Origin of the sequence: Cellulomonas denverensis (assembly GCF_012396125.1) — a bacterium.
Classification (GTDB): domain Bacteria; phylum Actinomycetota; class Actinomycetes; order Actinomycetales; family Cellulomonadaceae; genus Cellulomonas; species Cellulomonas denverensis.
The window spans coordinates 26,897-52,471 of sequence record NZ_JAAXOX010000014.1 but is presented as its reverse complement, the minus strand read 5'-3'; the positions used below and the strand labels follow the sequence as shown (position 1 = coordinate 52,471).

At 71.9% G+C, this 25,575-nt stretch carries 26 protein-coding genes, 1 pseudogene and 1 other annotated feature; of the genes and pseudogenes, 9 read left to right on the top strand and 18 right to left on the bottom strand.

Annotated elements, in window-relative coordinates:
* From cmtR to HGA03_RS16895, 9 genes and pseudogenes are all read left to right on the top strand, one after another.
* Nucleotides 1-360, top strand: coding sequence for a Cd(II)/Pb(II)-sensing metalloregulatory transcriptional regulator CmtR (gene cmtR / locus HGA03_RS16935; RefSeq protein ID WP_090034559.1), 360 nt, complete (start codon nucleotides 1-3; stop codon nucleotides 358-360).
* Nucleotides 357-956, top strand: a complete 600-nt coding sequence (locus HGA03_RS16930; protein ID WP_013115601.1) for a cadmium resistance transporter — start codon at nucleotides 357-359, stop codon at nucleotides 954-956. The genes cmtR and HGA03_RS16930 overlap by 4 nt, the downstream gene beginning before the upstream one ends.
* A 108-nt stretch (nucleotides 957-1,064) precedes the next feature.
* Nucleotides 1,065-2,302, top strand: a protein-coding gene (locus tag HGA03_RS16925) for an IS3 family transposase (RefSeq protein WP_239073674.1) whose coding sequence is annotated in 2 segments (ribosomal slippage) — nucleotides 1,065-1,344 and nucleotides 1,344-2,302 — 1,239 coding nt in all. Because the reading frame shifts where the segments join, the coding sequence is not laid out codon by codon here.
* Nucleotides 1,343-1,456 (top strand) — a sequence feature (AL1L pseudoknot). Its footprint overlaps the gene before it by 114 nt.
* 51 nt (nucleotides 2,303-2,353) lie before the next feature.
* Nucleotides 2,354-2,527 (top strand): annotated as a pseudogene (locus tag HGA03_RS16920) (DUF305 domain-containing protein); the annotation flags it as partial.
* A gap of 699 nt (nucleotides 2,528-3,226) precedes the next feature.
* Nucleotides 3,227-3,628, top strand: coding sequence for a four-helix bundle copper-binding protein (locus HGA03_RS16915; RefSeq protein ID WP_094180445.1), 402 nt, complete (start codon nucleotides 3,227-3,229; stop codon nucleotides 3,626-3,628).
* 145 nt (nucleotides 3,629-3,773) lie between these two features.
* Nucleotides 3,774-4,589, top strand: coding sequence for an IS3 family transposase (locus HGA03_RS16910; protein WP_168631478.1), 816 nt, complete (start codon nucleotides 3,774-3,776; stop codon nucleotides 4,587-4,589).
* A 58-nt stretch (nucleotides 4,590-4,647) separates the two neighbouring features.
* Nucleotides 4,648-5,289 carry a DUF305 domain-containing protein gene (locus HGA03_RS16905; RefSeq protein WP_239073672.1) on the top strand — a complete coding sequence of 214 codons (642 nt, stop codon included), beginning with the start codon at nucleotides 4,648-4,650 and terminating at the stop codon, nucleotides 5,287-5,289.
* Between the two features lie 131 nt (nucleotides 5,290-5,420).
* Nucleotides 5,421-7,703, top strand: coding sequence for a heavy metal translocating P-type ATPase (locus HGA03_RS16900; protein ID WP_141317927.1), 2,283 nt, complete (start codon nucleotides 5,421-5,423; stop codon nucleotides 7,701-7,703).
* A 132-nt stretch (nucleotides 7,704-7,835) separates the two neighbouring features.
* A complete protein-coding gene (locus tag HGA03_RS16895) occupies nucleotides 7,836-8,336 on the top strand; it encodes a CueP family metal-binding protein (RefSeq protein WP_222172925.1) in 501 nt (166 codons plus the stop codon).
* A 254-nt stretch (nucleotides 8,337-8,590) separates the two neighbouring features.
* Here the strand turns inward: HGA03_RS16895 and HGA03_RS16890 are convergent, their stop codons facing one another.
* From HGA03_RS16890 to HGA03_RS16805, 18 genes are all read right to left on the bottom strand, one after another.
* Nucleotides 8,591-8,851 (bottom strand): hypothetical protein, encoded by a 261-nt coding sequence (locus HGA03_RS16890; protein ID WP_168631477.1) that lies wholly within the window; start codon nucleotides 8,849-8,851, stop codon nucleotides 8,591-8,593.
* Nucleotides 8,852-8,888: 37 nt separating this feature from the next.
* Entirely contained in the window at nucleotides 8,889-9,719 is an 831-nt protein-coding gene (locus HGA03_RS16885; protein ID WP_239073671.1) for a DUF4913 domain-containing protein, read from the bottom strand.
* Nucleotides 9,716-11,482 carry a type IV secretory system conjugative DNA transfer family protein gene (locus HGA03_RS16880; RefSeq protein ID WP_168631476.1) on the bottom strand — a complete coding sequence of 589 codons (1,767 nt, stop codon included), beginning with the start codon at nucleotides 11,480-11,482 and terminating at the stop codon, nucleotides 9,716-9,718. Before HGA03_RS16880 ends, HGA03_RS16885 begins: the two co-directional genes overlap by 4 nt.
* Nucleotides 11,479-12,813: an ATP/GTP-binding protein gene (locus HGA03_RS16875; protein WP_168631475.1), complete on the bottom strand. Its 1,335-nt coding sequence runs from the start codon at nucleotides 12,811-12,813 to the stop codon at nucleotides 11,479-11,481. The genes HGA03_RS16880 and HGA03_RS16875 overlap by 4 nt, the downstream gene beginning before the upstream one ends.
* Before the next feature lie 275 nt (nucleotides 12,814-13,088).
* On the bottom strand, nucleotides 13,089-14,573 hold the full coding sequence (locus HGA03_RS16870; RefSeq protein WP_203767588.1) for an SCO6880 family protein: 1,485 nt from the start codon (nucleotides 14,571-14,573) through the stop codon (nucleotides 13,089-13,091).
* A gap of 2 nt (nucleotides 14,574-14,575) precedes the next feature.
* A complete protein-coding gene (locus tag HGA03_RS16865; protein WP_168631474.1) occupies nucleotides 14,576-16,279 on the bottom strand; it encodes a hypothetical protein in 1,704 nt (567 codons plus the stop codon).
* A gap of 29 nt (nucleotides 16,280-16,308) precedes the next feature.
* A complete protein-coding gene (locus tag HGA03_RS16860; protein WP_168631473.1) occupies nucleotides 16,309-17,010 on the bottom strand; it encodes a DUF8175 domain-containg protein in 702 nt (233 codons plus the stop codon).
* On the bottom strand, nucleotides 17,010-17,291 hold the full coding sequence (locus HGA03_RS16855; protein ID WP_168631472.1) for a hypothetical protein: 282 nt from the start codon (nucleotides 17,289-17,291) through the stop codon (nucleotides 17,010-17,012). Before HGA03_RS16855 ends, HGA03_RS16860 begins: the two co-directional genes overlap by 1 nt.
* The gene (locus HGA03_RS16850; RefSeq protein ID WP_168631471.1) at nucleotides 17,288-17,920 is read right to left on the bottom strand and encodes a DUF6668 family protein; all 633 of its coding nucleotides are present in this window, start codon (nucleotides 17,918-17,920) and stop codon (nucleotides 17,288-17,290) included. Before HGA03_RS16850 ends, HGA03_RS16855 begins: the two co-directional genes overlap by 4 nt.
* Entirely contained in the window at nucleotides 17,917-19,005 is a 1,089-nt protein-coding gene (locus tag HGA03_RS16845; RefSeq protein ID WP_168631470.1) for a M23 family metallopeptidase, read from the bottom strand. The genes HGA03_RS16850 and HGA03_RS16845 overlap by 4 nt, the downstream gene beginning before the upstream one ends.
* Complete coding sequence (locus HGA03_RS16840) at nucleotides 19,002-19,538, bottom strand: hypothetical protein (RefSeq protein WP_168631469.1); 537 nt, start codon at nucleotides 19,536-19,538, stop codon at nucleotides 19,002-19,004. The genes HGA03_RS16845 and HGA03_RS16840 overlap by 4 nt, the downstream gene beginning before the upstream one ends.
* Nucleotides 19,523-21,661 carry a hypothetical protein gene (locus HGA03_RS16835; protein ID WP_168631468.1) on the bottom strand — a complete coding sequence of 713 codons (2,139 nt, stop codon included), beginning with the start codon at nucleotides 21,659-21,661 and terminating at the stop codon, nucleotides 19,523-19,525. Before HGA03_RS16835 ends, HGA03_RS16840 begins: the two co-directional genes overlap by 16 nt.
* 367 nt (nucleotides 21,662-22,028) lie before the next feature.
* On the bottom strand, nucleotides 22,029-22,301 hold the full coding sequence (locus HGA03_RS16830; RefSeq protein WP_168631467.1) for a hypothetical protein: 273 nt from the start codon (nucleotides 22,299-22,301) through the stop codon (nucleotides 22,029-22,031).
* The gene (locus HGA03_RS16825; RefSeq protein WP_168631466.1) at nucleotides 22,301-23,080 is read right to left on the bottom strand and encodes a hypothetical protein; all 780 of its coding nucleotides are present in this window, start codon (nucleotides 23,078-23,080) and stop codon (nucleotides 22,301-22,303) included. The genes HGA03_RS16830 and HGA03_RS16825 overlap by 1 nt, the downstream gene beginning before the upstream one ends.
* A gap of 3 nt (nucleotides 23,081-23,083) precedes the next feature.
* A complete protein-coding gene (locus tag HGA03_RS16820; RefSeq protein ID WP_168631465.1) occupies nucleotides 23,084-23,785 on the bottom strand; it encodes a hypothetical protein in 702 nt (233 codons plus the stop codon).
* 68 nt (nucleotides 23,786-23,853) lie between these two features.
* A complete protein-coding gene (locus HGA03_RS16815; RefSeq protein ID WP_168631464.1) occupies nucleotides 23,854-24,444 on the bottom strand; it encodes a hypothetical protein in 591 nt (196 codons plus the stop codon).
* Complete coding sequence (locus HGA03_RS16810; RefSeq protein WP_239073788.1) at nucleotides 24,441-24,953, bottom strand: signal peptidase I; 513 nt, start codon at nucleotides 24,951-24,953, stop codon at nucleotides 24,441-24,443. Before HGA03_RS16810 ends, HGA03_RS16815 begins: the two co-directional genes overlap by 4 nt.
* A gap of 8 nt (nucleotides 24,954-24,961) precedes the next feature.
* Nucleotides 24,962-25,573, bottom strand: coding sequence for a TasA family protein (locus HGA03_RS16805; protein ID WP_168631462.1), 612 nt, complete (start codon nucleotides 25,571-25,573; stop codon nucleotides 24,962-24,964).
* Between the last annotated feature and the right edge of the window lie 2 nt (nucleotides 25,574-25,575).

The following is a 25,575-nucleotide window of genomic DNA, read 5'->3' as shown; positions in this document are numbered from 1 at the left end:
ATGCTGAGCATTGCTACTCGCCTGGACGTGATGAACCGGTTGGGCCGGGCAATGGCCGACCCAACACGGTCACGGCTCCTGATGGCGTTGTTGGAGCGGCCCGCCTATCCGGCAGAGCTGGCACGCGACCTCGGGCTGACGCGCTCGAACGTGTCGAACCATCTGGCTTGCCTGCGCGACTGCGGCATCGTGGTCGCCGAGCCCGAGGGCCGCCAGACACGTTACGAGATCGCCGACCCGCACCTGGCACGGGCGCTCAACGCACTGGTCGAGGTCACCCTCGCCGTGAACGAGAACGCTCCCTGCATCGATCCTGCCTGCCCTGTTCCCGGGTGCGCCAACGCGGAGCCTGACGCGTGATCGTTTCCTCGGTCCTGCAGGCGATCGGCCTGTTCGTTGCCACCAACATCGACGACATCATCGTGCTCTCGCTGTTCTTCGCCCGGGGCGCAGGGCAACGCGGGACGACGGCCCGGATCACCGCAGGCCAGTACCTCGGGTTCGCCGGCATCCTGGGCACCGCCGTGCTCGTGTCACTGGGCGCGGGAGCATTCCTTCCTGAAGAAGCCATCCCCTACTTCGGGCTCATCCCCCTGGCCCTAGGCCTGTGGGCCGCATGGCGGGCCTGGCGCGGGAGCGACGACGATGACGATGACGCCAAGGTTGAGGGCAAGAACGTCGGCGTCTTGACCGTCGCCGCGGTCACCTTCGCCAACGGAGGAGACAACATCGGCGTCTACGTCCCGGTCTTCCTCAACGTGGGACCCGTAGCCGTGGTCGCCTACTGTGTCGTCTTCCTCCTGCTCGTCGCGATCCTCGTCATGCTGGCCAAGTTCATCGCCACGCGCCGACCGATCGCCGAAGTCCTCGAACGCTGGGAACACGTGCTGTTCCCGATCGTTCTGATCGGCCTGGGCATCGTCATCCTCGTCAGCGGCGGAGCCTTCGGCCTCTGACGCCCTGCCCCGGCCCATGACGCATCTCGGTTGAGAGACTGCACGCACGGAGCGAAGTGAACCGCCCCGGCTTCCATGGAGGCTCTCAATCCCCGGAGGATGAGAGTCATGGCTGCACCGAGGAAGTACCCGGACGAGCTGCGGGAGCGGGCGATCCGGTTGGTGATCGAGGCGAAGCGGGATCCGGCGACGAGGCCGGCGGCGTGCTTGCGGATCGGTGAGCAGCTCGGGATCAATCCCGAGACGCTGCGTGGGTGGGTGCAGCGCGCCGAGATCGACGCGGGCGAGCGGCCGGGTACGACCACGAGCGATGCGCAGCGCATGGCCGAGCTCGAGCGCGAGAACCGTGAGCTGCGGCGGGCGAACGCGATCTTGAAGGCGGCGTCGGCTTTCTTCGCGGCGGAGCTCGACCGCCCGCAGGTCAGGTAGTGGCGTTCATCGACGCCCATAAGGACGAGTTCGGGGTCGAGCCGATCTGCCGCCTGTTGCAGGTCGCCCCGAGCACGTACTACGCCGCCAAGACGCGCCCGCCCTCCGCGCGCGCGGTCGCTGACGCCGCGCTGAGTGAGGTGATCACGGTCGAGCACGCTGCGAACTACGGCGTCTACGGGGCTCGGAAGATGTGGAAGCACCTGCATCGGGCCGGGCACATGGTCGCCCGCTGCACCGTCGAACGGCTCATGCGCGACGCCGGGCTGCGCGGGGTCGTGCGTGGCCGCGCGAAGCGGACCACGATCCCGGCCAAGGACGGGGTGCGCGCCGGGGACCTGGTCAACCGGGCGTTCCACGCCGAGGCGCCGAACCAGCTGTGGGTCGCGGACTTCACCTACGTGCGGACGTGGGCCGGCTTCAGCTACGTCGCGTTCGTCATCGATGTCTACTCGCGGATGATCGTGGGCTGGAAGGCCGACACCCGCATGCGCGCCGACCTGGTCACCGACGCCCTGGAGATGGCCGCCTGGGCCCGCGGTCGGGCCGGGGTCGCCGACCTGACCGGGCTGATCCACCACAGCGACGCGGGAGCTCAGTACGTCTCTCTGGCCCTGACCGAGCGGCTCGCGGCGCTCGGCATGCGCGCCTCGATCGGGTCGGTGGCCGATGCGTATGACAACGCGATGGCCGAGTCCACGATCGGGCTGTTCAAGAACGAGCTCATCCGTCGCCGCGGCCCCTGGCGCACCCTCGACGACGTCGAGATGGCCACCCTGGAGTACGTCGACTGGTTCAACAACCGACGCCTGCACACCGAACTCGGCGACGTCCCACCCGCCGAACAGGAAGCCCTCTACTACCGTCAGAACCCGGCCGTCACGACAGCCGAAACCAGAGAACCGAGCCTCCACTGAACCCGGCCGTCACGACAGCCGAAACCAGAGAACCGAGCCTCCACTGAACCCGGGGCGGTTCAGTTCCTCGAGCTCATGGTCGCCCACCACCGCGGCGCCGTCGAGATGGCCCAGGCCCAGATCGGCGAGGGCGCAGACCCCGACGCCCTGGCACTCGCCCGGACGATCAGGGACGACCAGAACATAGAGATCACCGAGATGGAGAACCTGCTGCGGTCCCTCTGAGCAGCCCGCAGCACGACCGGCAGGAGGCCACCCCGCACGAAAAGGTGGCCTCCTGTCGCGTGCGTCTGCCACCGGCGCTGCGGCGAAGCGCTAGGTGCGGACGTACCGTCGCCCGGTGCCGAACTCCCCGTTTGACAAGGAAGAACCTGCCCGGCCTCACCGCGTGCAGTCTGTGTGCCGGAGAGACCCTGGGCGAAGCTGACACCGCCCCGGGTGGCCAGCTGCAGCGCCTGAGGCACCTGGCCGACTCCGGCGTGGCTCGCCTGACGACCGTCGACTGCCTCGACGCGTGCGATCGCGGCGACGTCGTGGTCGCTCGTCCGTCCGGTGCATGCCGCCGCACCGGCGCACGACCGGTGTGGTTCGAACGCCTCGCCGGGGATGAAGTCACCGGCGAGCTCGCGCGCTGGCTCCGGTGCGGCGGTCCGGGCGTCGCGCGACTGCCCGACCGACTCGTCGGCAACGTCATCCAGCGCTCTGACCCCGTGCCCGCCGGCCCTGCGGCGTAGCCGTCGGATTCACGGCCTGACGCGCGTTCGCCCTTGCGCGGCCGTCCGCCGGAGAGACCCTCATCGAACCTTCATGGCGGCGCCGTCCCTCTCACCGCGCGAACACGCGGCCCTGTCCATAGCGTCGAAAGGGTCCCCGCGGCGCACGAGCGATCGATGTGCCGCACGATCCGCAAATCAGGAGGCCGTCGTGAAGACCACGCAGATGCTCGACACCTACCCCGCGACCATCAACCTCGACCGCCAGCTGCTGGCTCGCGTCATCGAGTCCCTGGTCGCCTGCTCGCAGGCGTGTACCGCGTGCGCGGACGCGTGTCTGAGTGAGGAGATGGTCGCCGACCTGCGCAAGTGCATCCGGTCCAACCTCGACTGCGCCGACAGCTGCGCGGCCACGGCGCGGATCCTGTCCCGCCACACCGGCTATGACGCCAACATCACCCGGGCTCACCTCGAGGCCTGCATCGCCGCGTGCCGGGCCTGCGGCGACGAGTGCGAGCAGCACGCGGGCATGCACGAGCACTGCCGCATCTGCGCCGAGGCGTGCCGGGACTGCGAGGCCGCCTGCGCCGAGCTCCTCGCGGCCATCCGCTGAGCCCGTCCACGCGGTGCCGGCGGGCATCCCGCCCGCAGCACCCCGTGAGTCCGTCCGACACCCCGGCAGGTAGGAGCGAGAGGAGCCTGACCCGCTTCCCCGGACACCTGTCCTGAGGTGACGATGTCATCTCCGAGAGGAGTCCTTGTGCCTGCAGCCAAGCCGGTCCGGCTACTACGACTGGCAGGTCCGACCCCCGTCCGCCCGAGCGGTCGCCGACGCCGAGCTGACGGCCACGATCGTGGCAGTCCACCAGATGTCGCGGTGCTCCTACGGCGCCCCGCGGGTCCATGCCGAGCTGCGCCTGGGCATGGGCATCGCCTGCGGCCGCAAGAGGGTCGCGCGGCTGATGCGGGCCGCGCAGGTCAGCGGCATCAGCCACCGGCGCAAGCGCGCTCGTCACCACCCGGCGCCGGCCCCGCACGAGGACCTGGTCCAGCGCCGGTTCGTCGCCGACGGTCCGGACCGGTTGTGGTGCACCGACATCACCGAGCACCCGACGAACACCGGGAAGGTCTACTGCGCCGCGGTCCTGGACGTGTTCACCCGCAAGATCGTCGGGTGGTCGATCGCGGACCACATGCGCTCCGAGCTCGTCGTCGACGCGCTGCAGATGGCGATCTGGACCCGCCGGCCGGGGCCCGGCGCGATCGTCCACGCAGACCGCGGAGCCCAGTACACGTCGTGGATCTTCGGCCACCGGCTGCGCTCGGCCGGCCTGCTCGGATCCATGGGGCGGGTCGCCTCGAGCGTGGACAACACGATGATGGAGTCCTTCCGGTCGACCATGCAGCGCGAGCTCCTGGACCGCCGCTCCTGGGCCTGCCGCGAGGAGCTCGCCGCGGCGATCTTCGAATGGATCGAAGGCTTCTACAACCCTCTCCGGCGCCACTCCGGCCTGGACTACCGGTCCCCGAACGACTTCGAGGACCTTCACACCGCCGCCACCGCGGCGGCATGATCACCCAACCCGAACTGTCCGGGAAACCGGGTCAGGCTCCAGACGAGGAGACGCAGCGATGTCCGTGCAGCGTGAGCACGATGGCGAGTCGATGAACGACGAGCACGACGGTGACGGCGCCCATCACGGGGGTGAGCGGCACGGCGGTGGGCAGGGCCATCAGATGAAGGGCATGTACCTGCGGTTCGCCGCCATGATCCTCACGGCCATGGTGGTCATGTACTGGGTGATGTTCGTCGGCTCGTGGGAGCTGGATCACGTCCGGTTCAGCCAGAGCCGGGTCTTCATGGCGGTCACCATGGGCGGCACGATGGGGCTGATCATGCTCGCCTGGATGCTGAACATGTACAAGAACGCGAAGGCGAACATCGCCGTGGTCGCCGTCAGCGTGCTGCTCCTTGCCGGCGGCGTCGCCCTCGACCGCAGCCAGGTCACGGTCGGCGACACCGCATTCATGCGCGCGATGATCCCGCACCACTCCCTGGCTATCACCCGCTCCGAGCGGGCCCAGATCGACGACGTCCGGGTGTGCGAGCTCGCCGTCGATATCATCGAGGCTCAGCAGCGGGAGATCGCCGAGATGGACTGGCTCATCGAGGACATCGAGCGCAAGGGCATCGCAGCAACGGCGGCCGAGGCCGACGCGCGCCCCGTACCGGACTTCGAGGGCACCGCGCTGCGCTCGTGCCCGACCCCCTGACCTGACCCGCTCGGCGTCGAGGTGCCCCCGAGCCGGGAATACCGGCCATGAGCACGCCGTTGGCTGCTCATATACCCCCTGGGGGTATTTTTGCGCAGATGACGGTGGAGCACGGGTCGAGGAGAAGAGCCATGAGCAACGCGCACCAGGGCCACGACGTGCACGGCGAACGACGCAGCAGCGCGAGCCAGCGGCACGAGCTGTCCGTCGAGGACACTGATCCGCTGGCTCACGACCGCCACGGTGGGCACGACGCCGGCCAGATGGAGCACGAGGGCCACCACATGCCCGCGCATGTGGATGGGCACGACGCCGAGCACCGGCCCTCCGCGAGCCACCATGGCGAGCACATGGGCGCCGAGGGTGGCCACGGCGGGCACGGGGCACACGGCGGTGGTCACGGTGACCACGTCGCCCTGTTCCGGCGCCTGTTCTGGATCAACCTCGCGCTCGCCGTGCCGACGGTCCTGCTCAGCGGGATGTTCGCCGACCTGCTCGGCTATGCCCTCCCCGACGTCCCGGGGCTCACCTGGGTCGCGCCGGCCCTCGGCACCGTGATCTACCTGTGGGGCGGACGGCCGTTCCTCACCGGAGCGGTCGCTGAGTTCCGGGCCCGCAAGCCGGGGATGATGCTGCTCATCGGGATGGCGATCACCGTGGCGTTCGTCGCCTCCTGGGGCGCGACCCTCGGGGTGCTCTCGCACGAGCTGGACTTCTGGTGGGAGCTGGCCCTGCTGGTCGTGATCATGCTGCTCGGCCACTGGCTGGAGATGCGGTCCCTGGCGCAGACCTCCTCCGCTCTGGACTCCCTGGCGGCGCTGCTGCCGGACGAGGCGGAGAAGGTCGACGGCGACTCCGTCGTCACGGTCGCTCCGTCCTCGCTCGCCCTGGGGGACGTCGTCATCGTCCGCCCGGGCGGCCGGGTGCCGGCCGACGGGCAGGTCGTCGAGGGCGCTGCCGACGTCGACGAGTCGATGATCACGGGCGAGTCGCGGCCGGTGTTCCGGACCGTCGGCGACCAGGTCGTCGCGGGAACCGTCTCGACCGACAGCGCCCTGCGCGTGAGGGTCGACGCCGTCGGTGACTCGACCGTGCTGGCCGGGATCCGACGACTGGTCGCCCAGGCGCAGTCGTCCACGACGCGTGCGCAGCTGCTGGCCGACCGCGCCGCCGGGTGGCTGTTCTGGTTCGCCCTGATCGCCGCCGTCATCACGGTCGCGATCTGGAGCGCCGTCGGGACACCGGACTTCGCGATCATCCGCGCCATCACGGTGCTCGTCATCGCCTGCCCGCACGCCCTCGGGCTCGCCATCCCGCTGGTGGTGTCGATCTCCACCGAACGCGCTGCCCGGGGTGGCGTGCTGGTCAAGGACCGTGCCGCACTCGAGCGGATGCGCGTGGTCGACACCGTCCTGTTCGACAAGACCGGGACGCTCACCAAGGGCGAGCCCGCCGTGCACGATGTCGCGACGACCGGGATCGGTGACGACGAGCTCCTCGCGCTGGCCGCCGCCGCGGAAGCCGACAGCGAGCACCCGCTGGCACGTGCGATCACCGCCGCAGCACACCATCGAGGGCTCACGGTGCCGCGCGCCGAGGACTTCCAGGCCTCGACGGCTGTCGGAGTCTCCGTCACCGTGGACGGACGCTGGGTCGCCGTCGGCGGCCCGAACCTCCTGGCCGAGCAGGGGCTCGATCCTCTGCCGGTGACCCAGCCCTGGTCCGACCGCGGACAGATCGTCCTGCACGTCGTGGTCGACGGCCGCGTGGCCGGAGCGCTAGGGCTCGCCGACGAGGTACGTCAGGAGTCCCGCGAGGCGGTCGACGCCCTTCACGCCCTCGGCATCCGCGTAGTGATGATCACCGGTGACGCCGAGCCGGTGGCCAAGGCCGTGGGGACGGAACTCGGCATCGATCAGGTCTTCGCGGGCGTCCGCCCGGAGGACAAGAGCAGCACGGTGGCCTCCCTGCAGGGTGAGGGGCGGACCGTGGCGATGGTGGGTGACGGCGTCAACGACGCGCCCGCCCTCGCGCAGGCCGACGTCGGCGTCGCCATCGGTGCCGGCACGGACGTGGCCATCGCCTCGGCCGGGGTCATCCTCGCCTCCGACGACCCCCGGTCTGTCCTGTCCGTCATCCAGCTCTCCCGTGAGGGCTACCGGAAGATGAAGCAGAACCTGTGGTGGGCCGCCGGCTACAACATCGCCGCCGTGCCCCTCGCCGCCGGAGTCCTCGCGCCGGTGGGGTTCGTCCTGCCGATGGAGATCGGCGCGATCCTCATGTCCCTGTCCACGGTCGTCGTGGCCGCGAACGCCCAGCTCCTGCGGCGTCTTGACCTGAGCCCACAGGCCTCGACAGCCGCAGCGCACGGGGCCCAGCGCGTCGGACCGCGGACAGCGGTGCCAGCTGCCTGAGCAGACGACCCCTTCATCGAATCTTCATCGCCGACGGGCCTTCGGTCGGCGGAGCCGCGCACGACGGTGAGCGAGGATCTTCACATGCGTTCTTGACTCCGCCTCGCCGCCGTCGTCGTTGCTGCCACCGCTGTGCTCGCCGGCTGCTCCGCCACCTCGGATGACGACGTCCTCGCCGACCTCGGGCTCGACGGCCTGACCGGTCAGGAGATCGTCACGCGACTCGACACCTCGACGGACAGCCTGCCGCTGAACTTCACGGCCTCCGTGCGCGAGGACGAGGTCCTCGTCGGCGACGGGACCGCCGAGGTCGCCGTGCCCCTCGACGAGGGCGAGTTCTACGTCTCGATCGCGCCGTACATCGAGACGACGCACGAGTGCTACTTCCACAGCCTCGCGACCTGCCAGGGCGAGTTGGTCGACGAACCGGTGGAGGTCACGATCACCGACGCCGACGGTGTTGTCCTCGTCGAGGAGAGCGCCACGACCTACTCCAACGGGTTCGTCGGCTACTGGCTCCCTGAAGACGTCGAGGGAACGATCGAGATCACTCAGGGCGACCTGAGCGGCAACGTTCCGTTCAGCACGACCGAGGGCAGCCCGACCTGTGTGACCACCCTCCAACTCACCTGATCGACACGGCCGCTCCGAGCGGGCTCGGCCTCCGGTCGCCGTCGACGCACAGAAGCCGGGGGTGTTGCTCAGCTCCGCGGCATTGGGCCGAGGTTGGCCGCAGCAACCACAGGTCCGAGTCGCGGGCGACAGTGCACCGCTGCGGTGCGGTCATGACCCCGCGCTGTCGAAGAATCACCCCAGCTCCCGGACGGAACGCCCGGCCGGGCACCGCCACTTAGCCTCGGCAGAAGCCCGCCATCTTCCGCTGGAAGTCACAGGACGAGGTGCTCGCCACCGCCGGCCTTCGCGTCCAGGTCGACCCCGGCGGCAACCACTGGGGCCGCCTTGAGACGTGTCGCGCGTGCTGCCTGGGCGCGCCTCGACCTCGCGGACAGGTACGGGTACGCGACGGCGACGAGGCCCGCGCCGAGGGCGATGCTCACCCCTTTCGGCAGCGGGGTGAACCAGCCGAGGGCTACGCCGATCACGGTGCCGGCAGCAGTGCAGAGAACCCAGCGGGCAGGGTCGCTCACAGCGCCCTCCTCGAGTCGAGCGGTCGCGGGCTCGTAGTCACTGGGCACCTGCTCTCTCGTCGGGGTACAGGCCCGCCGGGGGCGGGTCGAAGGTCAGCAGCTCGCGCTCGCCGCGGTGCTCGCCTGGCTTGCAGCCCTTGAGGGGCCCGTCGCTGGCCAGCACGATCGGCATGTGGTGGTCGAGGTGATCGCGCAGCCACACCGACAGGCCGAGCGCCGGGTCCTGGCGCAGCTGCTCCCAGGACAGCCACAGCGCCTGAAGGCGGACGGTCACCTCGGGGTGCTTCCACCACTGCGGGCACCAGGTCGCCGTCTTGCGCCGGTACAGCGGCAGCAGATACTCCTCGACGAACTGGATGACGCTGCCGTAGACGAGCTCCGGCTCCTGGATCGGTGGGGCGATCTCCAGGGCGGCCGCCTGCGCCTTGAGCACCTCCGCCTTCTTGCGCTCGAGGGCGCCACGGGCGCGCTCGAGCGCCACCCGTGCGACGTGGCACTCGGCTTGCCGGTCCTCGATCGCCTCTTCGGTCAGCTGCAGCTTGCGCTCCGCCCGGCGCACCGCTTCGGCGATCTGCGCGCTGCGGGCGTCGCGCGCCCGTTCGCCGGCGACGCGGCCGGCTTCGTGCTCTTCCTGCCGGCGTCGTGCGAGGTCGAGCGCACCAGCCGCGTCCTCCATCGCCCGGGACGCGGCGGCGAGCCTGCGGTCCTCGGTCCGCACCCGGGTCTCGGCTCGCTCCACGGCGGCGTGGGCTCGGTCGATCACGTCGACGTCGCTCACGTCGGGCGCGAACCCGCCGGCCGCCGGCCGAGGGTCGGGCTCTCGTGCCGGGACCGGACTGTCTCCCCAGGACCCCAGATCGATGTTCACGCCGCCACCTCCGCGGGCTCACCTGGCGCCCAGCGCTCGGTCATCTCCGTCAGGCCGTTCGGGTTGTGGCGCTTCCAGGATGCGTTGACCGCGTCGCGGTGCGGGCCGTCCATCCAGGGCACCGGCTTGACCAGCACGGGGCGACAGCCGGCAGCGACGACGACGATGCGGCCGCGCGGGAGCGAGGCCAGGTCCGAGACGTCGAGCACGCGCTCACGTGCCGCCTGCCACGAGGTCGAGCCGCCGTGGCGGGAGCTGCTCACGGAGCGGGTCGTGCGCTCGAACTCACCGATCAGCTGCGAGAGCTTGTCCAGGAAGTCCGGGTCGGCCGTCCCCCCGCCGTAGACCCGCACCGTGGAGGCGTTCCAGAGCTTGAGCATCCCCTCCCGGCCCCACACGGCTACGCCCTGGTCCCAGGACTGGAGGAACGTCTGGACGATGATGCCGCGCGACCCGAAGTGCGAGTACATGTCGGGCAGCTCCTGCCACCGGCACACGTTCGCGGCCTCGTCCAGCACGACGACGAGCGGGGTCGCCAGCCGCCCGTCGCGCAGGTGCTTGGCGTACTCCTCGGCCGCGGTCATGACCGCGACGTTGAGCGCGAGCACGATCGGGCCGGCGGTGCCGACGCCCTCCTTGGACAGGGAGTAGAGCGTGCCCTGAGACCGGACGAACGCGTGCGGGTCGAACTCACGGCGCCCAGGCGAGGGCGTGACCCACTGGGTTGCCTGTGCGTTGAGCAGGAACGAGACGATCTGCTTGGCCGACCCGTACACGCCCGCCCGCTGGCGGTCCGGCAGAGCCAGGACCTCGGCGACGGACGCGGCCATGAGACGGTGGCCGTACTGCTCGAGGAGGTGTTGCGGCTCGTCCTCGGTCGAGTCCGCCAACCACAGGAACACCTCGGTGATCGGCTTGTCACCCCGCGCGGCCGCGAGAAGCAGGCCGGCGAGCAGGTCGCGCGCCGCGCCGTCGAAGTAGGCGTCCGTGCGGGCGCCGGGCTCACGTGTGGCGTCGATGAACACCTTCGCGAGCCGGGTGGCGCTCACCTCGTCGGTGACGAACCGCAGCGGGTTCCACCACCAGGTGACCGGTTCGTCGACGAGGGCCTGCGGGTCGAACACCCACACCTCCTCCCCCGCCCGTGCGGCGCGAACGTCGCGGGTGGCGTCGACCAGGTCGCGCTTGTTCGACGTCGCCATGACCGCGCCGGGGGCGTCGAGGATCGAGGGGATGGCACGGGAGGTCGTCTTGCCGGAGCGGGGACCCCAGATGTCGATGGAGACGTCCTCCCAGCCGGCCCAGACGCTGTACCCGCCCAGCACCGCCGTGCCGACCTTCAGCCCGATCGCGTCGGGGCAGCCGAGGCGCCGTGCCGTCCTGCGGACGTGGGCCTCGCGCAGCGCGTCGACCTGCTTCCCGCGGCCCATGTGCACCGCGGCGCGGTCGACGGGCAGCTTCGCCGGGACCAGCCGCCGGTACCCCGCGGCCGCCGACCACAGCAGCCCGCCGACCAGGGCCAGGAGCAGCAGCGCGCTGATCGTCGCCGTGGTCGACCAGGCCAGCTCCCCACGTGCGAGCCCGGCAAGGACGGACAGGGGGTTACGCCCGGTCGTGGAGTTCCGGTCATGGAGGGCGTCGTCGACGCGCAGCGCGCCCCAGGCGGTGCAGGCAGGAACCGCGAAGAACGCCACCAGGCCGGCGAGCGCGACCGTGCCCGGCTCGAGGTTGCCGGGAGTGGACCGCTTCGTGGGTGCGCTCATGCCACTGCCCGCCCCTCACCGATGCGCGACTGGGCGTGCCAGCGCTTCTGCGTGTCGTTGACGTCGCGTTCGGCGGCCGTCAGGAACGTCCGGAACGGGATCCCGGACCTGCCGCCGACCTTCACCAGGAAGTGCCCGCGGCCGGGAGGTTCGGCCTCCTGGCCGCGCTGGTCGTCCCACGCCGGCGGGTCGGTCCAGCTGATGAGCATGCGCTGCTCGGCCTTGGTGAACGGCACGACCTTGTTCAGCAAGGGCATCTCCGATTCCGGCAGGCCACCGCAGATCACCATGCCGGCGCGCTCGACGAACCCGCGGGCCTTCATCCGGTCGGCGGCGTCGGGGAGCGCCTCGAGGTCGCTCATGGTGTGCGAGGCCATGACCTGCCCCACTCCGAAGGTGCGGTTCAGGCGCGTGAGCGCGTCGACCCGGTCGACCATGCCCGTGCCCGAGCGCAGCGCCTGCCACAGCTCGTCCAGCACGATGAACCGGTGCCGGCGAGGCTCGAGGCCCGCGTCCGCGAGGACCTGGGCCACGGTGACGGAGGCGAACCCGTCTGACCAGCAGGCCATGAGCGCCGCGGCACGCAGATCGGTCTCGGTCTCGTGGATCCCCGAGACGTCGAACACGACGGGGCGGGTGCGGTCGATCGGGGTTGAGGTGGCCTGGGAGAACATCGCCCCGAGGCGCCCGCCCTGCGTCAGCGAGATCAGCGAGGCCTCCAGGTTCTCGGTGATCTCGCGGTAGCGCTCGTCCACTCCACGGTCGACCGCCACATGCCGCAGCTCCTGCGGCATCTCGCGGATGACGTCCAGCAGGTCGCCGAGCACCGGGACTCGGTCCAGGCGCGCGTCGAGCAGCCGCAGGGCCGCGTCGACGATCGCCTCCTCCCGGTCCGTCGGGGACTCCTTGCGGCTGATCGTGAGCAGCGCCGAGACCATCGTGCGGCGCCGCCCGTGCGCGTCGGCCAGAACCTCGTCGGCCAGGTCGTGACGGCCAGCGGCGCGCAGCTGCGCGACGGCCTGTCGGGACTCTCCCGGGTCCAGGATGTTCAGGAACGAGCGGGCGTGCCCCAGCCGGATCACCTGGCCATCCATCGCCTCGATGACGTCGACCATGTCGGGCTTGAGGTCGCCGAGCACCATCGGCAGCACGCCGTAGGCCGCCAGCCCGACGGCCATGCGCCGGATCACGGTGCTCTTGCCGAGTCCGGGCTTGCCGAGGATGAACGCCGACGGGTTCGCGATCAGGTGTGCGCGCTGGAACCAGCTGATCGGGTCGCAGCAGAGCGTCGCGCCGGTCAGCAGGCTGCGGCCCAGCGGGACGCCGATCATGGGCGTCCCGGCGCCGACCGCGAACGGGAACAGGCCCGGCACCTGAGCTGTAGTCCCCCGCCAGAGCGGGACCTTCGGGATCCCGAATGCGTGACCGCTGCCGCGACCGGACCAGCCCCGGGCCCCGAGGACCCGAACCGCGCGCTTAGCTGCCTTGGCACGCTCACGGCGACGGCGGCCGGGGCCCGTGGGGGTAGGGCCGGACTCCCCCGCCGTGAGCGCTCCGTGCAGGGTCCGGCGGCTCTCGCTGGACTGTCGCCGGCGCAGCCGCAGCATCACGCGACACGCTCCGTAGCCGTGATCATGCTCGCGTACCGCGGCAGGTGCAGGCCGAGCGGGAGCGCTGCCGCGAACGCCGTGTCCTGGGACCCGTACGTCGGCCGAACCATCAGCCGGGCGGCCGCGGTGAGGTTCTGCACGGCGGCCGCCGCCTGCGCCTCTTGGGCTGCGTCCATCACGGTCGCCGTGATGAGCATGCCGAACGAGACCAGGCCCGCACCGGCGGCCTGCTCCGCGGCTGTCTTCTGCGCGGCCTGGTGCGCGCGGTACGCGCCGGCGCCTGCGCGTTCCCCGAGCATCGCTCGGGTCTGACGCACGTCGGCGTCGACCATGGCGGCGGCGCGGGCGGGGTCGTGCGGCGTGTACAGCAGCGTCACGCGCTTGCGAGAGACGTCCCGGTGCGGGGCGAGGACCCCGGACAGGATGTTCGACTGCACGACACCCTGAGGGGCACCAGTCACCATCCACGTGCGCGACAGGCCTGAGTCGTGCCGGTAGTCCTGCCACCCTGCCTCCGCGGCCGCCGGGCCGACGTCGGACCAGGTGAGGTCCACCCGGACGCCCTGGGAGGCGGCCTCGTCGAAGATGACCGCGGAGGCGGGGTCGTAAGCCGTGCGGACCAGCTCGCACAGCTCGGCGGCCGTCGCGGGGTGTGTGGCCCCCGCGCCTGTCGCCTCGAGGGTGCCGGTGAGGTTCGGCAGCTGGGCGGCCAGGTCGCGGCCCAGATCTTCGATCGAGCGCTTGCGGCCCGCGACGCTGCGGGCGAAGGTCAGGGCGACGTACGCGCTGACCTTGTTGGACCCGACCGGGTAGTTGTCGACGACCTCGGCCAGGACCTCCCGAGCGAACGGCGGGGCCGCGGGGTCCAGGTTCAGCGTGACCTCCTGCCGCAGCCTGGTGCCGGTGTCCGGCGCGGTCTCCACCGTGACCGATGCCGCGATCAAGCCGAGGTAGTCGCTGAGGCCGGCGAGCCAGCCGCCGAAGCGCGACACCCACCGGTCCACCTGCTCCTGGTCGACCAGCGAGTCGCCCTCGGGCTGGCTGGCCAGTACGACCGTCACGGTGCCGACGGGGGAGCTGAGTAGCGCGAAGGGGCGCTCGTAGACGTCGACGAACTCCGTCAGGCGAGTCGCGGCGGCGATGCCCGGGAGTTGGCACGTCCCCCAGGGCGTGCGGCCCAGCGGACCGGAACGGTAGAGGTTCGAGCCGCTTGAGCGGGACTCCCACCACCGCACCCTCTCCTTGGTGCGGTCGGCGACGTTCAGCCCGTGCTTGTCGCGCGTCACGGTCATGGCCACGACCGCGGCAACCACTGCGAACGCGAGCAGCGCTGCCAACCACCCCTTGACGTTGGCTACGACGACCACGACGACTAGGCCGACCATCGCGACCATCGTCCCGGCGAAGCTCAGACCGACGAGGCCAGCGCTCGTGGGCTTCTTCCAGTTGCCGTAGCCGGCAACAACACCATCGTTCGACATGGTCACTTCTCCTCACCGGTTACGTCCGTCGCGGTGCGACGGACGGAGTCCACTGCCGCGCTTCCCGCGGCCGTCACAGCGGCGGCGCCCTGCGCGGCGCCTGATCCCGCCCCCGCGCCGCCAGCCATCGGGCCGCCGCTACCGCCGCCGGCCGACGAGCCGCTCAGACCCGGTGCGCCTCCCGAGGTCGGCGTCCCGGCCGGGGCGGGTCCAGCGGGCGCGGTGCCAGCGGGCTGCTCCGAGACCGCAGCGGCCGCGCCCTGGATCGCGCCCTTGACCGCACCCGCGGCCTTCTTCGCGCCATCGACGCCCGCGCCCACTGCGAGGCCGACAGGACCCGCGGCGGCTCCCGCCGCGGCGGCGCCTCCGCCCGCTGCGGCGCCTCCGCCCGCCGCTGCTCTGCCGCTCGCTGCTGCTCCGCCGCCGCCCGCGCTGCCCCCTGCTGGGGTCCCGGGAGCTGGCATCGGGTTCGCCCCCTTGGCTGCGGGCTGCGCTCCGCCTCCGCCTCCGCCGGTGTTCTTGGAGCCGGAGTAGATCTGCCCGCCAGCAGCGATCGCACCCATGCCCGCGGCGGCGCCCATCCCGCCGCCTCCGCTACCGCTCATCGCAGCTGCGACGGCTGGGGCGATCGCCTTGAACAGGGGCGGTAGCGCGAAGAGCGCCATGAGCATGAGCGCGAGGCCGCCGAGGGAGGACACCCAGCCGGTGCCGTCGTCGGCATAGAACGGCGTCGCTGTGAGCATGAACGCGGCCGCGTAGATGAACGCGGCGATCGGCTTGTAGAGCATCCAGCCGAACATCCAGCTCAGGAGTTTGTTCAGCCAGTCCCTGCCGGTGCGCGTGCTGGACCCCGCCGCGGCGGTTGGCAGCAGACCGGCGAACACGACCATCAGCGCAGAGCGCACCACCATCAACACGATCTGCACCGCGGAGGCGAAGATCGCGACGACTGACAGCAGCAGCAGGAGGAACGCGGGCAGTCCCGTCGCGCCGGCGGCGGAGGTGAACACCAGCAGCGTGCTCACCGATCCACCGAAGCACGAGGAGTCGGCCGCTGGCCCGCACGCGAGCGATCCGTTGATCAGCTTGTTGGCCAGCGAGTCCAGGGCGCGGATCAGCAGGTTCATCCCCGTGACCCCCGCGCCCGAAATCACGATCATCGTGATGAGGCCCTGCACCAGGTCGCGGCCCGGCTCGAGGCGGTGGGTCGCGATCATGCGGATGGCGCCGACGATGATGCCCAGCACCATCGCAGCGATCGAGTACCACCACATCGTTCGTTGCAGGTACATCACCGTGTTGGAAGCTGCTTGAGGGCCGCTGCTGACCAGCGCCTGCGCCACGGGGCCGGCGGCGCCGAGCAGCACCGTCGAGAACAGCACGATCGCGAGCCGTTTCGTCGCGAACAGGGCCTCGCCCCGTCGGTGGTTGACCATCGCCATCGCGAAGATCGCGATGAGCGACAGCGCGGCGATCGTGTACCCGAGGAACTGCGCCCAACCGAGCACGGTGACGATCCCCTCGGCGCCGGCCGCGCGCGATCCAGGCTTGACCTTCACGGAGCCGTCTCCGGTCACCAGATCGGGAGTGGGTACCGCGACCCACAGCGTTCCCAGGCCCGCGACCGCGCGACCGGCCGCCTCGGCCGCCTCTCGGGCCATCTGCCCGAGAGTCGACTCCAAGAAGCCGGCCGCCGCCTCGCTCACGTGGCACGTCAGCTCGAACGTCCCGCAGCTCACTGCGCACCGTCCCACGCCGTGTAGCCGGCGAGCGACTGCACGGCGCCCATGGGCGTGCGCATCTGGCCGTCGTCGGCGAGCGCGACCTTCCAGTCGCCCTCGACCCATGTCAGGTCGATCATCTGGGCGAGCAGCGCCTGGTTGCTGGCTCGGATGACCACGTCGACGCTGGCGTTGCGGCCGTCGTACGCGGACATGGTGAACCCGGCGATCTCGTACCGGATTGTCGAGTCGCCGACGGTGACTCGACCGGCCAGGTCGGCGAGTGCAGCGTCACGGCCCGGACCCGGTGCCGAGAGCCGGTCCGTCAGCGGGGTGACCAGCGCCGGGCTCGACCCGGAGGCCATGATGTTCGCCGCCGCGAGGAGCGCGCCCAGCGGCGTGCGCGCGAAGCACCGCCGCAGCCCGTCGTCGTCCTGCAGACCCGGGCCGGCGGCCGGGTCCTTCGGTGCGAGCGTGGTGCCGACGAGCTCCCAAGTGACCTCGGGCGCCTCTGTGATGCCGCCGGTCATCTGCACGTCGCCGAGCCCGCACACGCTGTCGCTGGTGGGCTGCTCTGCCGCCGAGGGCGCTTCCTTGGCCGGCGTCGTCGTCGCGGGGACGGTGGCCTGGTTCGGGGTCGACGAGCACCCCGACACCGTCAGCGCGGCGACCAGCGCCGCGCTGACGGTGACCAGGACCGTGCGGGTAGGAGGCATCAGCCGGCCAGGACGTTGATCAGGCTGAACGCGGCGCCGATGCCCACCACACCGAACAGGACGCCGAGGATCGCGCCGGTGTGCTGCATCGCCTCGCCGCGGCGGTTGTTCAGCACCAGGACGACGATCGCGCCGATGAGAGCGAGCGCAGCGACGAAGAAGCCCGCGAACTTGGCCCACCCGGCCACGACCCAGATCCCGTCGGTGCCCGGCGGCTGCTCGGCCTTCGGGTCGATGAGGACCCCGGCGGCCACGTTCATCAGGTGCAGTGCGGTGTTCATGCCAGATACCTCTCTTCGGTGGTCCCCTGGGCGGTCGCCAGGGAAGTCGTCATCGCAGTCAGGTCCCGGATGGTCCGGGTGACCGCGCGAGGGACGCTCTGCAGAGACGGGGCCGGCTCGACGCGCCAGGCCTCGACCCACTCCAGGAGCCAGAGCTGCTGAACGCCGCCGCGCAGGATCGCGAGGAACTCCCGCAGCGGTCGTGGCAGGCGCCCCGGTGCGTCCGCGACAGCCACGAGGCCGTGCAGCTCCACGCCTGCCGGCGCCGCGCCAGCCGCCCACTGCGTCATCGCGGTCTGAGCCGCCCGCAGGCCGGCGACGTTCGTGCGGCACACGAGCACGCAGTGCGCGACCCCGTCGATCGGGTCCGGCCATGCGGGGCCGACGGCGGCCGTCCCGGGGACGAGCGTGGCGAGAGTGGACCCGCCGGCGCCGCCGTGCGCGGCGACCCACCACATCGCCGCGCGCGGGCGCACCGGAATGGCGGGCAGGCCCACGCGTGGGGCCGGGACGCCGCGCTGGGGTCGCGCGACGCCCACCAGCGTGCTGCTCGCCGGCACCGGGTCCGCGGGGGTCGGCTTGTCAGGGACGGGTGCGGGCGCGGGAGCCCACGGGTTGACGGTGCTCACGGCAGCGTCACCCCCCTCTCTTGCATGAAGGGGACCGGGTCGATCGGGGTCCCGTCGATACGCACCTCGTAGTGCAGGTGGCAGGCGGTCGAGCTCCCGGCGCTGCCGACCGCGGCGATGAGCTGGCCGGCGTCGACGACGTCGCCGGGCTGCACGAAGATCCCCGAGGGGTACATGTGCATGTAGAGGGTGTTGACCCCTCCGCCGTGGTCGATGCGCACCAGGTCGCGTTGCGCGCTCGTGCCTGCGCCGTTGGCGGCGATCACCGTGCCCGCAGCGGCCGCGTAGATGGGCGTGTCGCAGGTCGCGCCGAGATCGGTGCCCGCATGCAGCTTGTACACGCCGAGGATCGGGTGCAGGCGCATCCCGAAGCTCGAGGTGATCTTGCGGGCCGCGGGCGCCGGGCTGGTCCAGCCGTCGGCGACCACGACGCCGCCCGCCGGACGGCACTCCGCCGGCGTCTGCGGGTCGTACGTCGCGCCCGCCAGCGCAGCCACGATCTGCTTCGCCGTCGGCTCGTACTTCGCGTAGTGGTCCGGGTCGGCGTTTCGCTGCACCGCGTGGGCGGCGGCGGTGCCGGTCATCTGCTCCCAGCCCGAGACCCGCTGCAGCGCCTTGAAGAAGTTCGTGGCGCTGATGAACGGATCCATCCGGTCCGCGTAGCTGCCCCACGCTCCGTTGTCTCGCTGCTGGAACAGTCCACGCGAGTCCGGGCCCGCGGCATCGCCGTAGTCGATGACCCTCAGGCTGGATTCGCCCATCGCGGTCATGACGCCGATCTCCTGCGCTCGGGTGTTCAGCCCGAGCGCGGCCGCGGCGTTCATGATGTACGCGGCGTTGCGCAGCTGCTCGAGGCGAACCGCCGCGTCCTTCGAGATCGCGGGCCCGGAGATCTCCGGGTGGTCGGCGATCGCGTCGACGTTGAGCGTGGTCGCGTTGGTGGCGGAGGCGAGCGTCTCCTGGCACGTCGCCAGCAGCTGAGCCTGCGTGCTCACCAGGACGCCGCAGGATCCGAGGGCGAGGACCGGGCCGATCACGAGCGCTACGCCGGCGGCCGCGATCACGCCGAGCTTGCTGTCGCTCATCGCGTCACCTCGTGGCTTCGCGTGATCCGGTCGACGATCCACGACCCGTCCGGCTGCCACGCGACCAGCACCCACCACGGCCCGTCGTCGGTGTCCGCTTCCACCCAGCCGACGTACGCGGTTTCGCCCTCGTCGGGCAGCTGCACGGCCGTCACCGTCGTGACCGGGATGTTCGCCGGGTCAGTCAGGACGACGACCTCCCGGGCGCCGGGCGACAGGTACCCCTGCAGACCGGCCCACCACTGCTCGTGAGGGAGATCGGGGCGAGCCCACGCCTGCATCGCGGCCATCGCGACGTCGAGCGCAGCGCGACGCGACTCTTCCGTCCACGTCGGCACGACCTCGCGCGCTTCAGGGTCGACGAGGGCGTCGAGGTCCTCGCTGGCGACGTCCGCGGGTCCGAGCGTCGGGTACCCGGTGCTCGGTTCGCTCGGAGCAGTCGTGGCCGGCGTCACGGAACCCGGCGCAGCGCAGCCAGCGAGGATCACCAGGACCGCGACGCCGGCGGCCGCACCCTTCACTGAGCGGGGCACGGGACCACCACCGTCTTGGACCCAGAGACGACGAGCCCGTCCGCCGACACGGACCACGAGTAGGACCCGGCGGGAAGCCCCTTGAGCGTGCCCGAGAAGGACCCGCTCCCCGTCCCGATCGTCTGGGAGACGCCACCGATCGTCACGACGACCGGCCCGCTCACCCCGCCCGTAGTCGCACTCACCGAGAAGTCGTACGGGTCCTTCGTCGTGCACCCCACAGAGCCCGGTCGGATCCACAGCTCCGTGCTCGCCCCGGCCCCGCTCGTCGAGGCGGGGGGAGCAGCGTTCGCCGCCGGCGGCTGCTCCTGTGCGGGTGACCGCGATCCCCCCGCGGCTGGCGTCGTCGGCCGCGCGGCCGCTTGGGCAGCCGCAGCCGCAGCCGCCCGCTCCTGCTCCGCGAGCCAGGCTGCCTGCGCGTCGCGCACGGCCTGGGTCGGTGCAGCGAGGCCCTTCGTCTCGGCGGCGGCCGCCGCCGCAGCCGCATCCAGCGCCTCGGCGGTGGCGTCGTCGACGTCGACGTCGCGGACGTCGATCGCCTGCGCGACGGCGTCAGCCAGCGCCTGGCGCACTCCGTCGTCCGCAACCTGGTTCACGCTCGAGGCGATGACCGCGTTCGCGTCGTCCATCGCCGCAGACAGGTCTGAGCGCGCCTTCTGCCACGCCTTCGTCGCCCGCTCAAGCTCCCAGGCCGCCCGGGACTCCTCGACCGCGCTGACGGCGCTTCGCAGCACAGCGCCGGCAGCGATCACCTCACGCTCAGCCTCACGCCAGGCCGCGGCCGGAACGCTCGATCCCGCCTCGCTCGGATCAGCACGCGCGTCGAGCGCCCGGGCGATCGCCGCCTGAAGGTCCTCCAGGAACGCGTCGTCCGTCACCTTGCCTTCCGAGCTCGCGAGCAGCTCCTGCGCCGCCTGCACGTCGGTCGTAAGCCCGAGCTGCTCCTCGGTCCACTGGGCGTGCGCGGCGGTCACCTCCCGGGCGACCCAGACCCGCTGGGCCTGGGTCGCCCCGACGGCCACGAGGGCGATCGCGACCGCCACTGCGATCCAGGTGCGCGCGCGCGGTCGGCGCCGACCGGAGGCAAGCGCCCGCGCCACCTGGTCGCCGTCGACGACAGCGACTTCGTCCGGCTTGGTCTCGGAGGCGCCGTCGGGCGCTTCGCCCAGGAAGTCGGGCGCCTCCACCGACCGGGCCGCGTGCAGCGCAGCCGCGGTCGCGCTCGACGCCGAGGCCGCCTCTGCAGCCCGCCGCTGCTCGAGCTGCGCCGCCGCGTCGTCGTACTCGAGCACGAGCCGTCGCACGGCCTCGACGACCTCGTCGACATCGCCGGCGAGGGTCGCCGCCTCCTGTGCCGCCCTAGGCACGTTGGCGGCCGCGCTCCCCCGCGCGTAGCGCGCCAGCTCGCTGGCCCCGCGGATCGCCTCGGAAAGTGCCGCCTCGAGGTCGGCCGGAACCTTGCCGGCGGCGGCCCGCCGCACCGCGGCAGCCTCAATGACGCGGGCCTCGAGCGCTCGAACCGCCGCCTCGAGGTCGGCGCGCTCGGCGGCCTCTCGCTCGGCGCGCTCGGCGGCTTCCCGCTCGGCGCGCTCGGCGGCTTCCCGCTCGGCGCGCTCGGCGGCTTCCCGCTCGGCGCGCTCGGCGGCCTCTCGCTCGGCGCGCTCGGCGGCCGCTCGCTCGGCCGCATGCAGGGCTGCGGTGAAGGGAGGGCGCGGCTCCCGGTCATGGCCAGTCGGGGGAACCCCACGACCGGGCGTGACCGCGCCCTCCCGCTTGCGGGACGCCGGCGAGGTCGCCGGCGTCGTGCGCGCCCTCTTCGGGCGCCTGGGTGCACGAGTCGAGTCCGAGTCGACGCCGCGCACCGACCCGTCGGGCGAGACGACGATCTCCCACTCGCCCTCGGGGTCCTGAGTCGCCGCCTGCACCGGTCGCCCGAACTGCTTCGCAGTCGCGGTCAGGTGCCTCGTGGCCTCCTGACGTGCGCTGGCCGCATCGGTGGCAGCGATCTCGGCCGTGACCATCCCAGCGACGCGCACCTGGCCGGTGCCGTCGTCGCGAATCACGACGCTGATCCGCGGCCACGCGGCGGCCGCGGAGGTCGCGCTCCTGCTCTTGCTCTTCATCAGTCCCCCGACTGGTAGGTGTGGTTCGGCGCCGACGCTCAGCGCTGCGGCGGCGAGTTACCCGGGCGCAGGGGCGCGTGCAGGGGGTGTCCGCTCCCCTGCACCCGGGTCGGTGCCGGCGCGGTGGGCCAGGGGGTGCCCGTGCGTCCGGCGGTCGGTAGGGAGGCCACAGCCGGTGAGCCGCAGTGTTGAGCGACGGCCGTCGAACCGGTGGCCGTGACCTCCCAGCTGGTGCGCGCACTGCCGCGGGCGGACCGGGGCCCGGTGGGCTCCGCCCTACGCTCGGCGCGCTCGAGGATCGGGTCCCACACCAGCGTGGCGAGGGCTCCCAGAAGGTGGTGTGCGCAGCGCATCGCACGGCCCGCGGTCATGCGCTGTACTCGCGAGTGGTGCGGTGCAGCAGACTCGCCAACGCGAGGAACACCACCCACGCCCCGCCGGCGCGCAGCGCGTACGCGCTGGTGGGCCGTGGGATGAACGCCGTCAGGTCGAGCACGCGCAGCAGGCCCGAGGCGGCCAGCAGCAGCGTGAGCGTCACCGCCAGGCCCAGGCACACCACGACGCCGGCGGCCAGCGCGGCGATCCGCAGACCGCGCAGCGCCGCGGATGCGCGCAGCGAGTGGTGGATCGTTGCAGACATCAGTTCCTCCCGATCGCGAGCCACGCCAGGGCGGCGTCCGCACCCGGGGCATCGCCAGGAGAGCTTGGCGAGCCGATCTTGGAATGCAGGTGGACCCACCGGCCGCCGGCGGGCGTGGTGCGCACGATCGCCGCGCACCAGTCGGGGTGACCCGCGACCGTCGCCACGCAGAGCGCCCCGGCGGCCACGCTGGTGATGGGCCGGCCGGTCGTGTCGACCGTCCAAGTCCCGAGCGGGCCGGGCGTCCACGACGGGAACTGCGGCGAGAGGGACCCTCGGACCGACGCCGACGCGGGAACGGATCCACCGAACGGGTAGTCGGCTCGCAGGTCCCCTTGCGAGCCGATGAAGTTCGGCAGCGTGGCCGCCCCGGTGTCGTTCCCCGTGGAGAGCACCGACCCGCCGGCGGCGGTCCAGTCTTCGGCCAGCGCGCGCGACGCGGCCGAGATGGTCCAGGACTCCCCGGCGATCATGACCACGTCGCAGCCCGCGAGGTCCGCAGCTGTGCTCGCGGCCCTCTTGTCCAGGACCGTCGTCCAGCCGCGGTCGCGCAGCAGGTCGCTCGAGGTGAGCGTGTAGGCGATGTCCGGGCGTGTCTCCGGGGACTGGATCACGCACACGCTCGTGGCCCAGTGAGCGCCGCGGACCTCGAGCTGCACGGTCGCCGAGTCGGTGAACGCCGCCGAGGTCGACGCGGACGCCAGACCCGTCACCGTGAGCAGTACGCCGAGAACCGCAGCCAGCAGGCGGGCGGGGTGTCGCACGAAGGAGGTGGCCATCGGTCAGTCCCGCCCGATCGCGAGCCAGGCGAGCGCGGCGTCGGCCGCGGGCACGTCTCCACGCATCTGGAGCGAGCCGATCTTGGTGTGAAGGTGGACCCACCGGCCCCCGGCGGAGTTCGTCCGCGCGACGGCCGCGCAGAACTCCGCGTGGCCGGCCACGGTCCCCACGCAGACGGCACCTGCTGCCACTGCGGTGATCGGTCGTGCGCCCGTGTCGAGCTCGTAGGTCCCCGCAGCACCGGGTGTCCACGAGGGGTACGCCGGCGAGATCGCCTGCCGCGCTGCGGCGCTGGTGGGGACCGAGCCGCCGTAGGGGTAGAGCGGGAACGCCTCACCGGTGGCCCCGATGAGCTCGGGAAGGGGGTAGTTGCTCACTCCGGTGTCGTTGCCGGTCGACAGCACGGATCCGCCGGAGGCCATCCACGCGAGAGCGAGGTCCCGGGAGGCGGGCTTCACGCCCCACGCCTCGCCGGCGATCATCACCACGTCGCACCCCGCCAGCTGCGCGGGCGTGGTCGCGGCGGTCTTGTTCAGGATCGTCGTCCAGCCGACCTGACCCAGCGGCGCGCTGGCGCCGATCGTGAACACTGCGTCGGGCCGGGCTTCGTTGGACTGGATGACGCACACGCTGGTGGCCCAGTGCGCACCGCGGACCTGGAACTGCGCGCTGGCGGTGTCCGTGAACGCCGCCGTGGTGGGCACCGCCGCGCCTGCGAGTGCGACCACCGCGGCGAGTGCGACCGCCGCGTGGACGAGCTTCCTGAACGTAGTCATCGCCTGGTTCCCTTCGTGTGCCGGCGCAGCGCCACTCCCCCAGCCACGGCCGCGATCGCGGCCGCGGCGAAGCCGGCGGTGTCCGCGCCGGTGAGGGTCAGCACCGGGGCGGGGGCCGGGTCGGTGGCGAGCGCGGTGACGTCGAAGCTCGCCGACCAGGTCTGCCCCTGGGCCCCGGGCCCGGCATGCTCGCCGAGGCCGGCGCTGATGAGCAGGTGGATGGAGTCGCCGGCCTCGAGCGGCACCGCCGCCAAGCTGCCGCTCGAGGCCTCGACCTCCCCGGAGTCGCACCGAGTGGACACCGGTCCCACGGTCGGCTCGACGGGGACGCCGGCCCAAGGGCCGGCGCAGCCGGCGAGGGAGACCTGCAGCAGGTCCTCCTCGCCGACGGGTCCGTTCGGGGAGGACAGTCGGCCGGTGACCGAGATCTCGACTGCCTGCCCGGAGTTGTTGGTCACGCTGACGTCGGCCGCCCCGGTCGACCCGGGGGTGAGGCCGGCGATCACGACGTGTGACGGAGAGAGCTGGATCGGTGCCGGGTCGGCGGGCGACCCGGCCAGAGCGATCAGGAGAGCCGCGGCGATCATGTGCGCACCACCTCGGGCTGCAGCCCGTCCGGCCGCCGGCGCTCCCAGGGGGCAGCTGCCACGATCCCGCCGGCGACGAGCGCGAGGAAGTACGGACTGTGCATGAACAGGCGCAGGTAGCGCAGCGACGCGCCCAGCTTCGGCACCGCGACGACGACCCGGTCCAGGGACTGCCCGCTGTACGGCTCGGGGTCGCTGACTGCGTTGGCGTCCCCGCGCGTGGTGATCGCGCCCGTCGCCGCGTCGACGTCGACGACCCGGTGCGTCACGCGAACTCCGGTGTTGCGCACGAGCGACACGACGTCGCCCACGGCGACGTCGCCGACTCGCTCGGGCGTCGTCACCAGGAGCGACCCGTTGGCGATGGTGGGCTCCATCGACCCGCCCTGCACCTCCAGGAGGCGCACGAAGCCGGCGGCCTGGGCCAGGCCGAGCCCGACCGCCAGCAGCACAGTGGCGACGCACACCACGGTCACTGCTCTGCGGCCGAGCCCGACCATCCGCGACATGTTCACCGTCACTCCTGGACGGCGGTCAGGGTGAGGGTGAGCTTGTCGTCCTTGTTCTGCCACTCGTTCCCGGTGTTGGCCGGCAGCGACAGATCCAGGCGAAGCGGGACGGTTCCGCCCGGTGCGATCGTGAACGCGTCCAGGGACGCGCCGTTGGCCTTCCCGCCCTTGGTCAGGACGGGCGCCCCCGACGGGGTCGCGGTGAGCGTGGCGTCCAGCTGCGCGCCGAGCGAGGTGGCGCCGAGGCCCGCGAGCTTGGTGGTGACGACCGCGGGCAGGGTGCCGGGGTTCTCGACGTTGATCGTGGTGCTGAGGGTGTCGCCGGGCGCGAGTCGGTCGGTGCCGTCGGGCAGCGTCAGGGCGACGTCGATCGGACCCTGCTGCCCGTTGACCGCGAGGTCGAGCGTCCCGGTGCCGACCTCGGCGGTGATCTGGACGTCGTCGACCCAGCCGGCCAACGTGCCTGAAACGCCGAGCGCGCCCAGCAGGGTGGCGGTGACGGCGGCCTTGCCGGCGGTGGTGCGGATCCAGGACCGCTCAGCGAGCGGCAGCGAGGTGGTGGTCGGGCGCCCGCTCATCGTGACGATCGGGCGGGGGGCGTGCTCACGGTGCTTCGGCATGA

What these genes read in the sequence shown, in the direction of transcription:
- HGA03_RS16835 (WP_168631468.1), bottom strand. Translation starts at nt 21,661, where the DNA reads ATGAAGAGCAAGAGCAGGAGCGCGACCTCCGCGGCCGCCGCGTGGCCG.
- HGA03_RS16810 (WP_239073788.1), bottom strand. Translation starts at nt 24,953, where the DNA reads ATGTCGCGGATGGTCGGGCTCGGCCGCAGAGCAGTGACCGTGGTGTGC.
- HGA03_RS16875 (WP_168631475.1), bottom strand. Translation starts at nt 12,813, where the DNA reads ATGATCGGCGTCCCGCTGGGCCGCAGCCTGCTGACCGGCGCGACGCTC.
- HGA03_RS16845 (WP_168631470.1), bottom strand. Translation starts at nt 19,005, where the DNA reads ATGAGCGACAGCAAGCTCGGCGTGATCGCGGCCGCCGGCGTAGCGCTC.
- HGA03_RS16900 (WP_141317927.1), top strand. Translation starts at nt 5,421, where the DNA reads ATGAGCAACGCGCACCAGGGCCACGACGTGCACGGCGAACGACGCAGC.
- HGA03_RS16855 (WP_168631472.1), bottom strand. Translation starts at nt 17,291, where the DNA reads ATGAACACCGCACTGCACCTGATGAACGTGGCCGCCGGGGTCCTCATC.
- HGA03_RS16830 (WP_168631467.1), bottom strand. Translation starts at nt 22,301, where the DNA reads ATGTCTGCAACGATCCACCACTCGCTGCGCGCATCCGCGGCGCTGCGC.
- cmtR (WP_090034559.1), top strand. Translation starts at nt 1, where the DNA reads ATGCTGAGCATTGCTACTCGCCTGGACGTGATGAACCGGTTGGGCCGG.
- HGA03_RS16825 (WP_168631466.1), bottom strand. Translation starts at nt 23,080, where the DNA reads ATGGCCACCTCCTTCGTGCGACACCCCGCCCGCCTGCTGGCTGCGGTT.
- HGA03_RS16860 (WP_168631473.1), bottom strand. Translation starts at nt 17,010, where the DNA reads ATGCCTCCTACCCGCACGGTCCTGGTCACCGTCAGCGCGGCGCTGGTC.
- HGA03_RS16905 (WP_239073672.1), top strand. Translation starts at nt 4,648, where the DNA reads ATGTCCGTGCAGCGTGAGCACGATGGCGAGTCGATGAACGACGAGCAC.
- HGA03_RS16880 (WP_168631476.1), bottom strand. Translation starts at nt 11,482, where the DNA reads ATGAGCGCACCCACGAAGCGGTCCACTCCCGGCAACCTCGAGCCGGGC.
- HGA03_RS16870 (WP_203767588.1), bottom strand. Translation starts at nt 14,573, where the DNA reads ATGTCGAACGATGGTGTTGTTGCCGGCTACGGCAACTGGAAGAAGCCC.
- HGA03_RS16805 (WP_168631462.1), bottom strand. Translation starts at nt 25,573, where the DNA reads ATGCCGAAGCACCGTGAGCACGCCCCCCGCCCGATCGTCACGATGAGC.
- HGA03_RS16815 (WP_168631464.1), bottom strand. Translation starts at nt 24,444, where the DNA reads ATGATCGCCGCGGCTCTCCTGATCGCTCTGGCCGGGTCGCCCGCCGAC.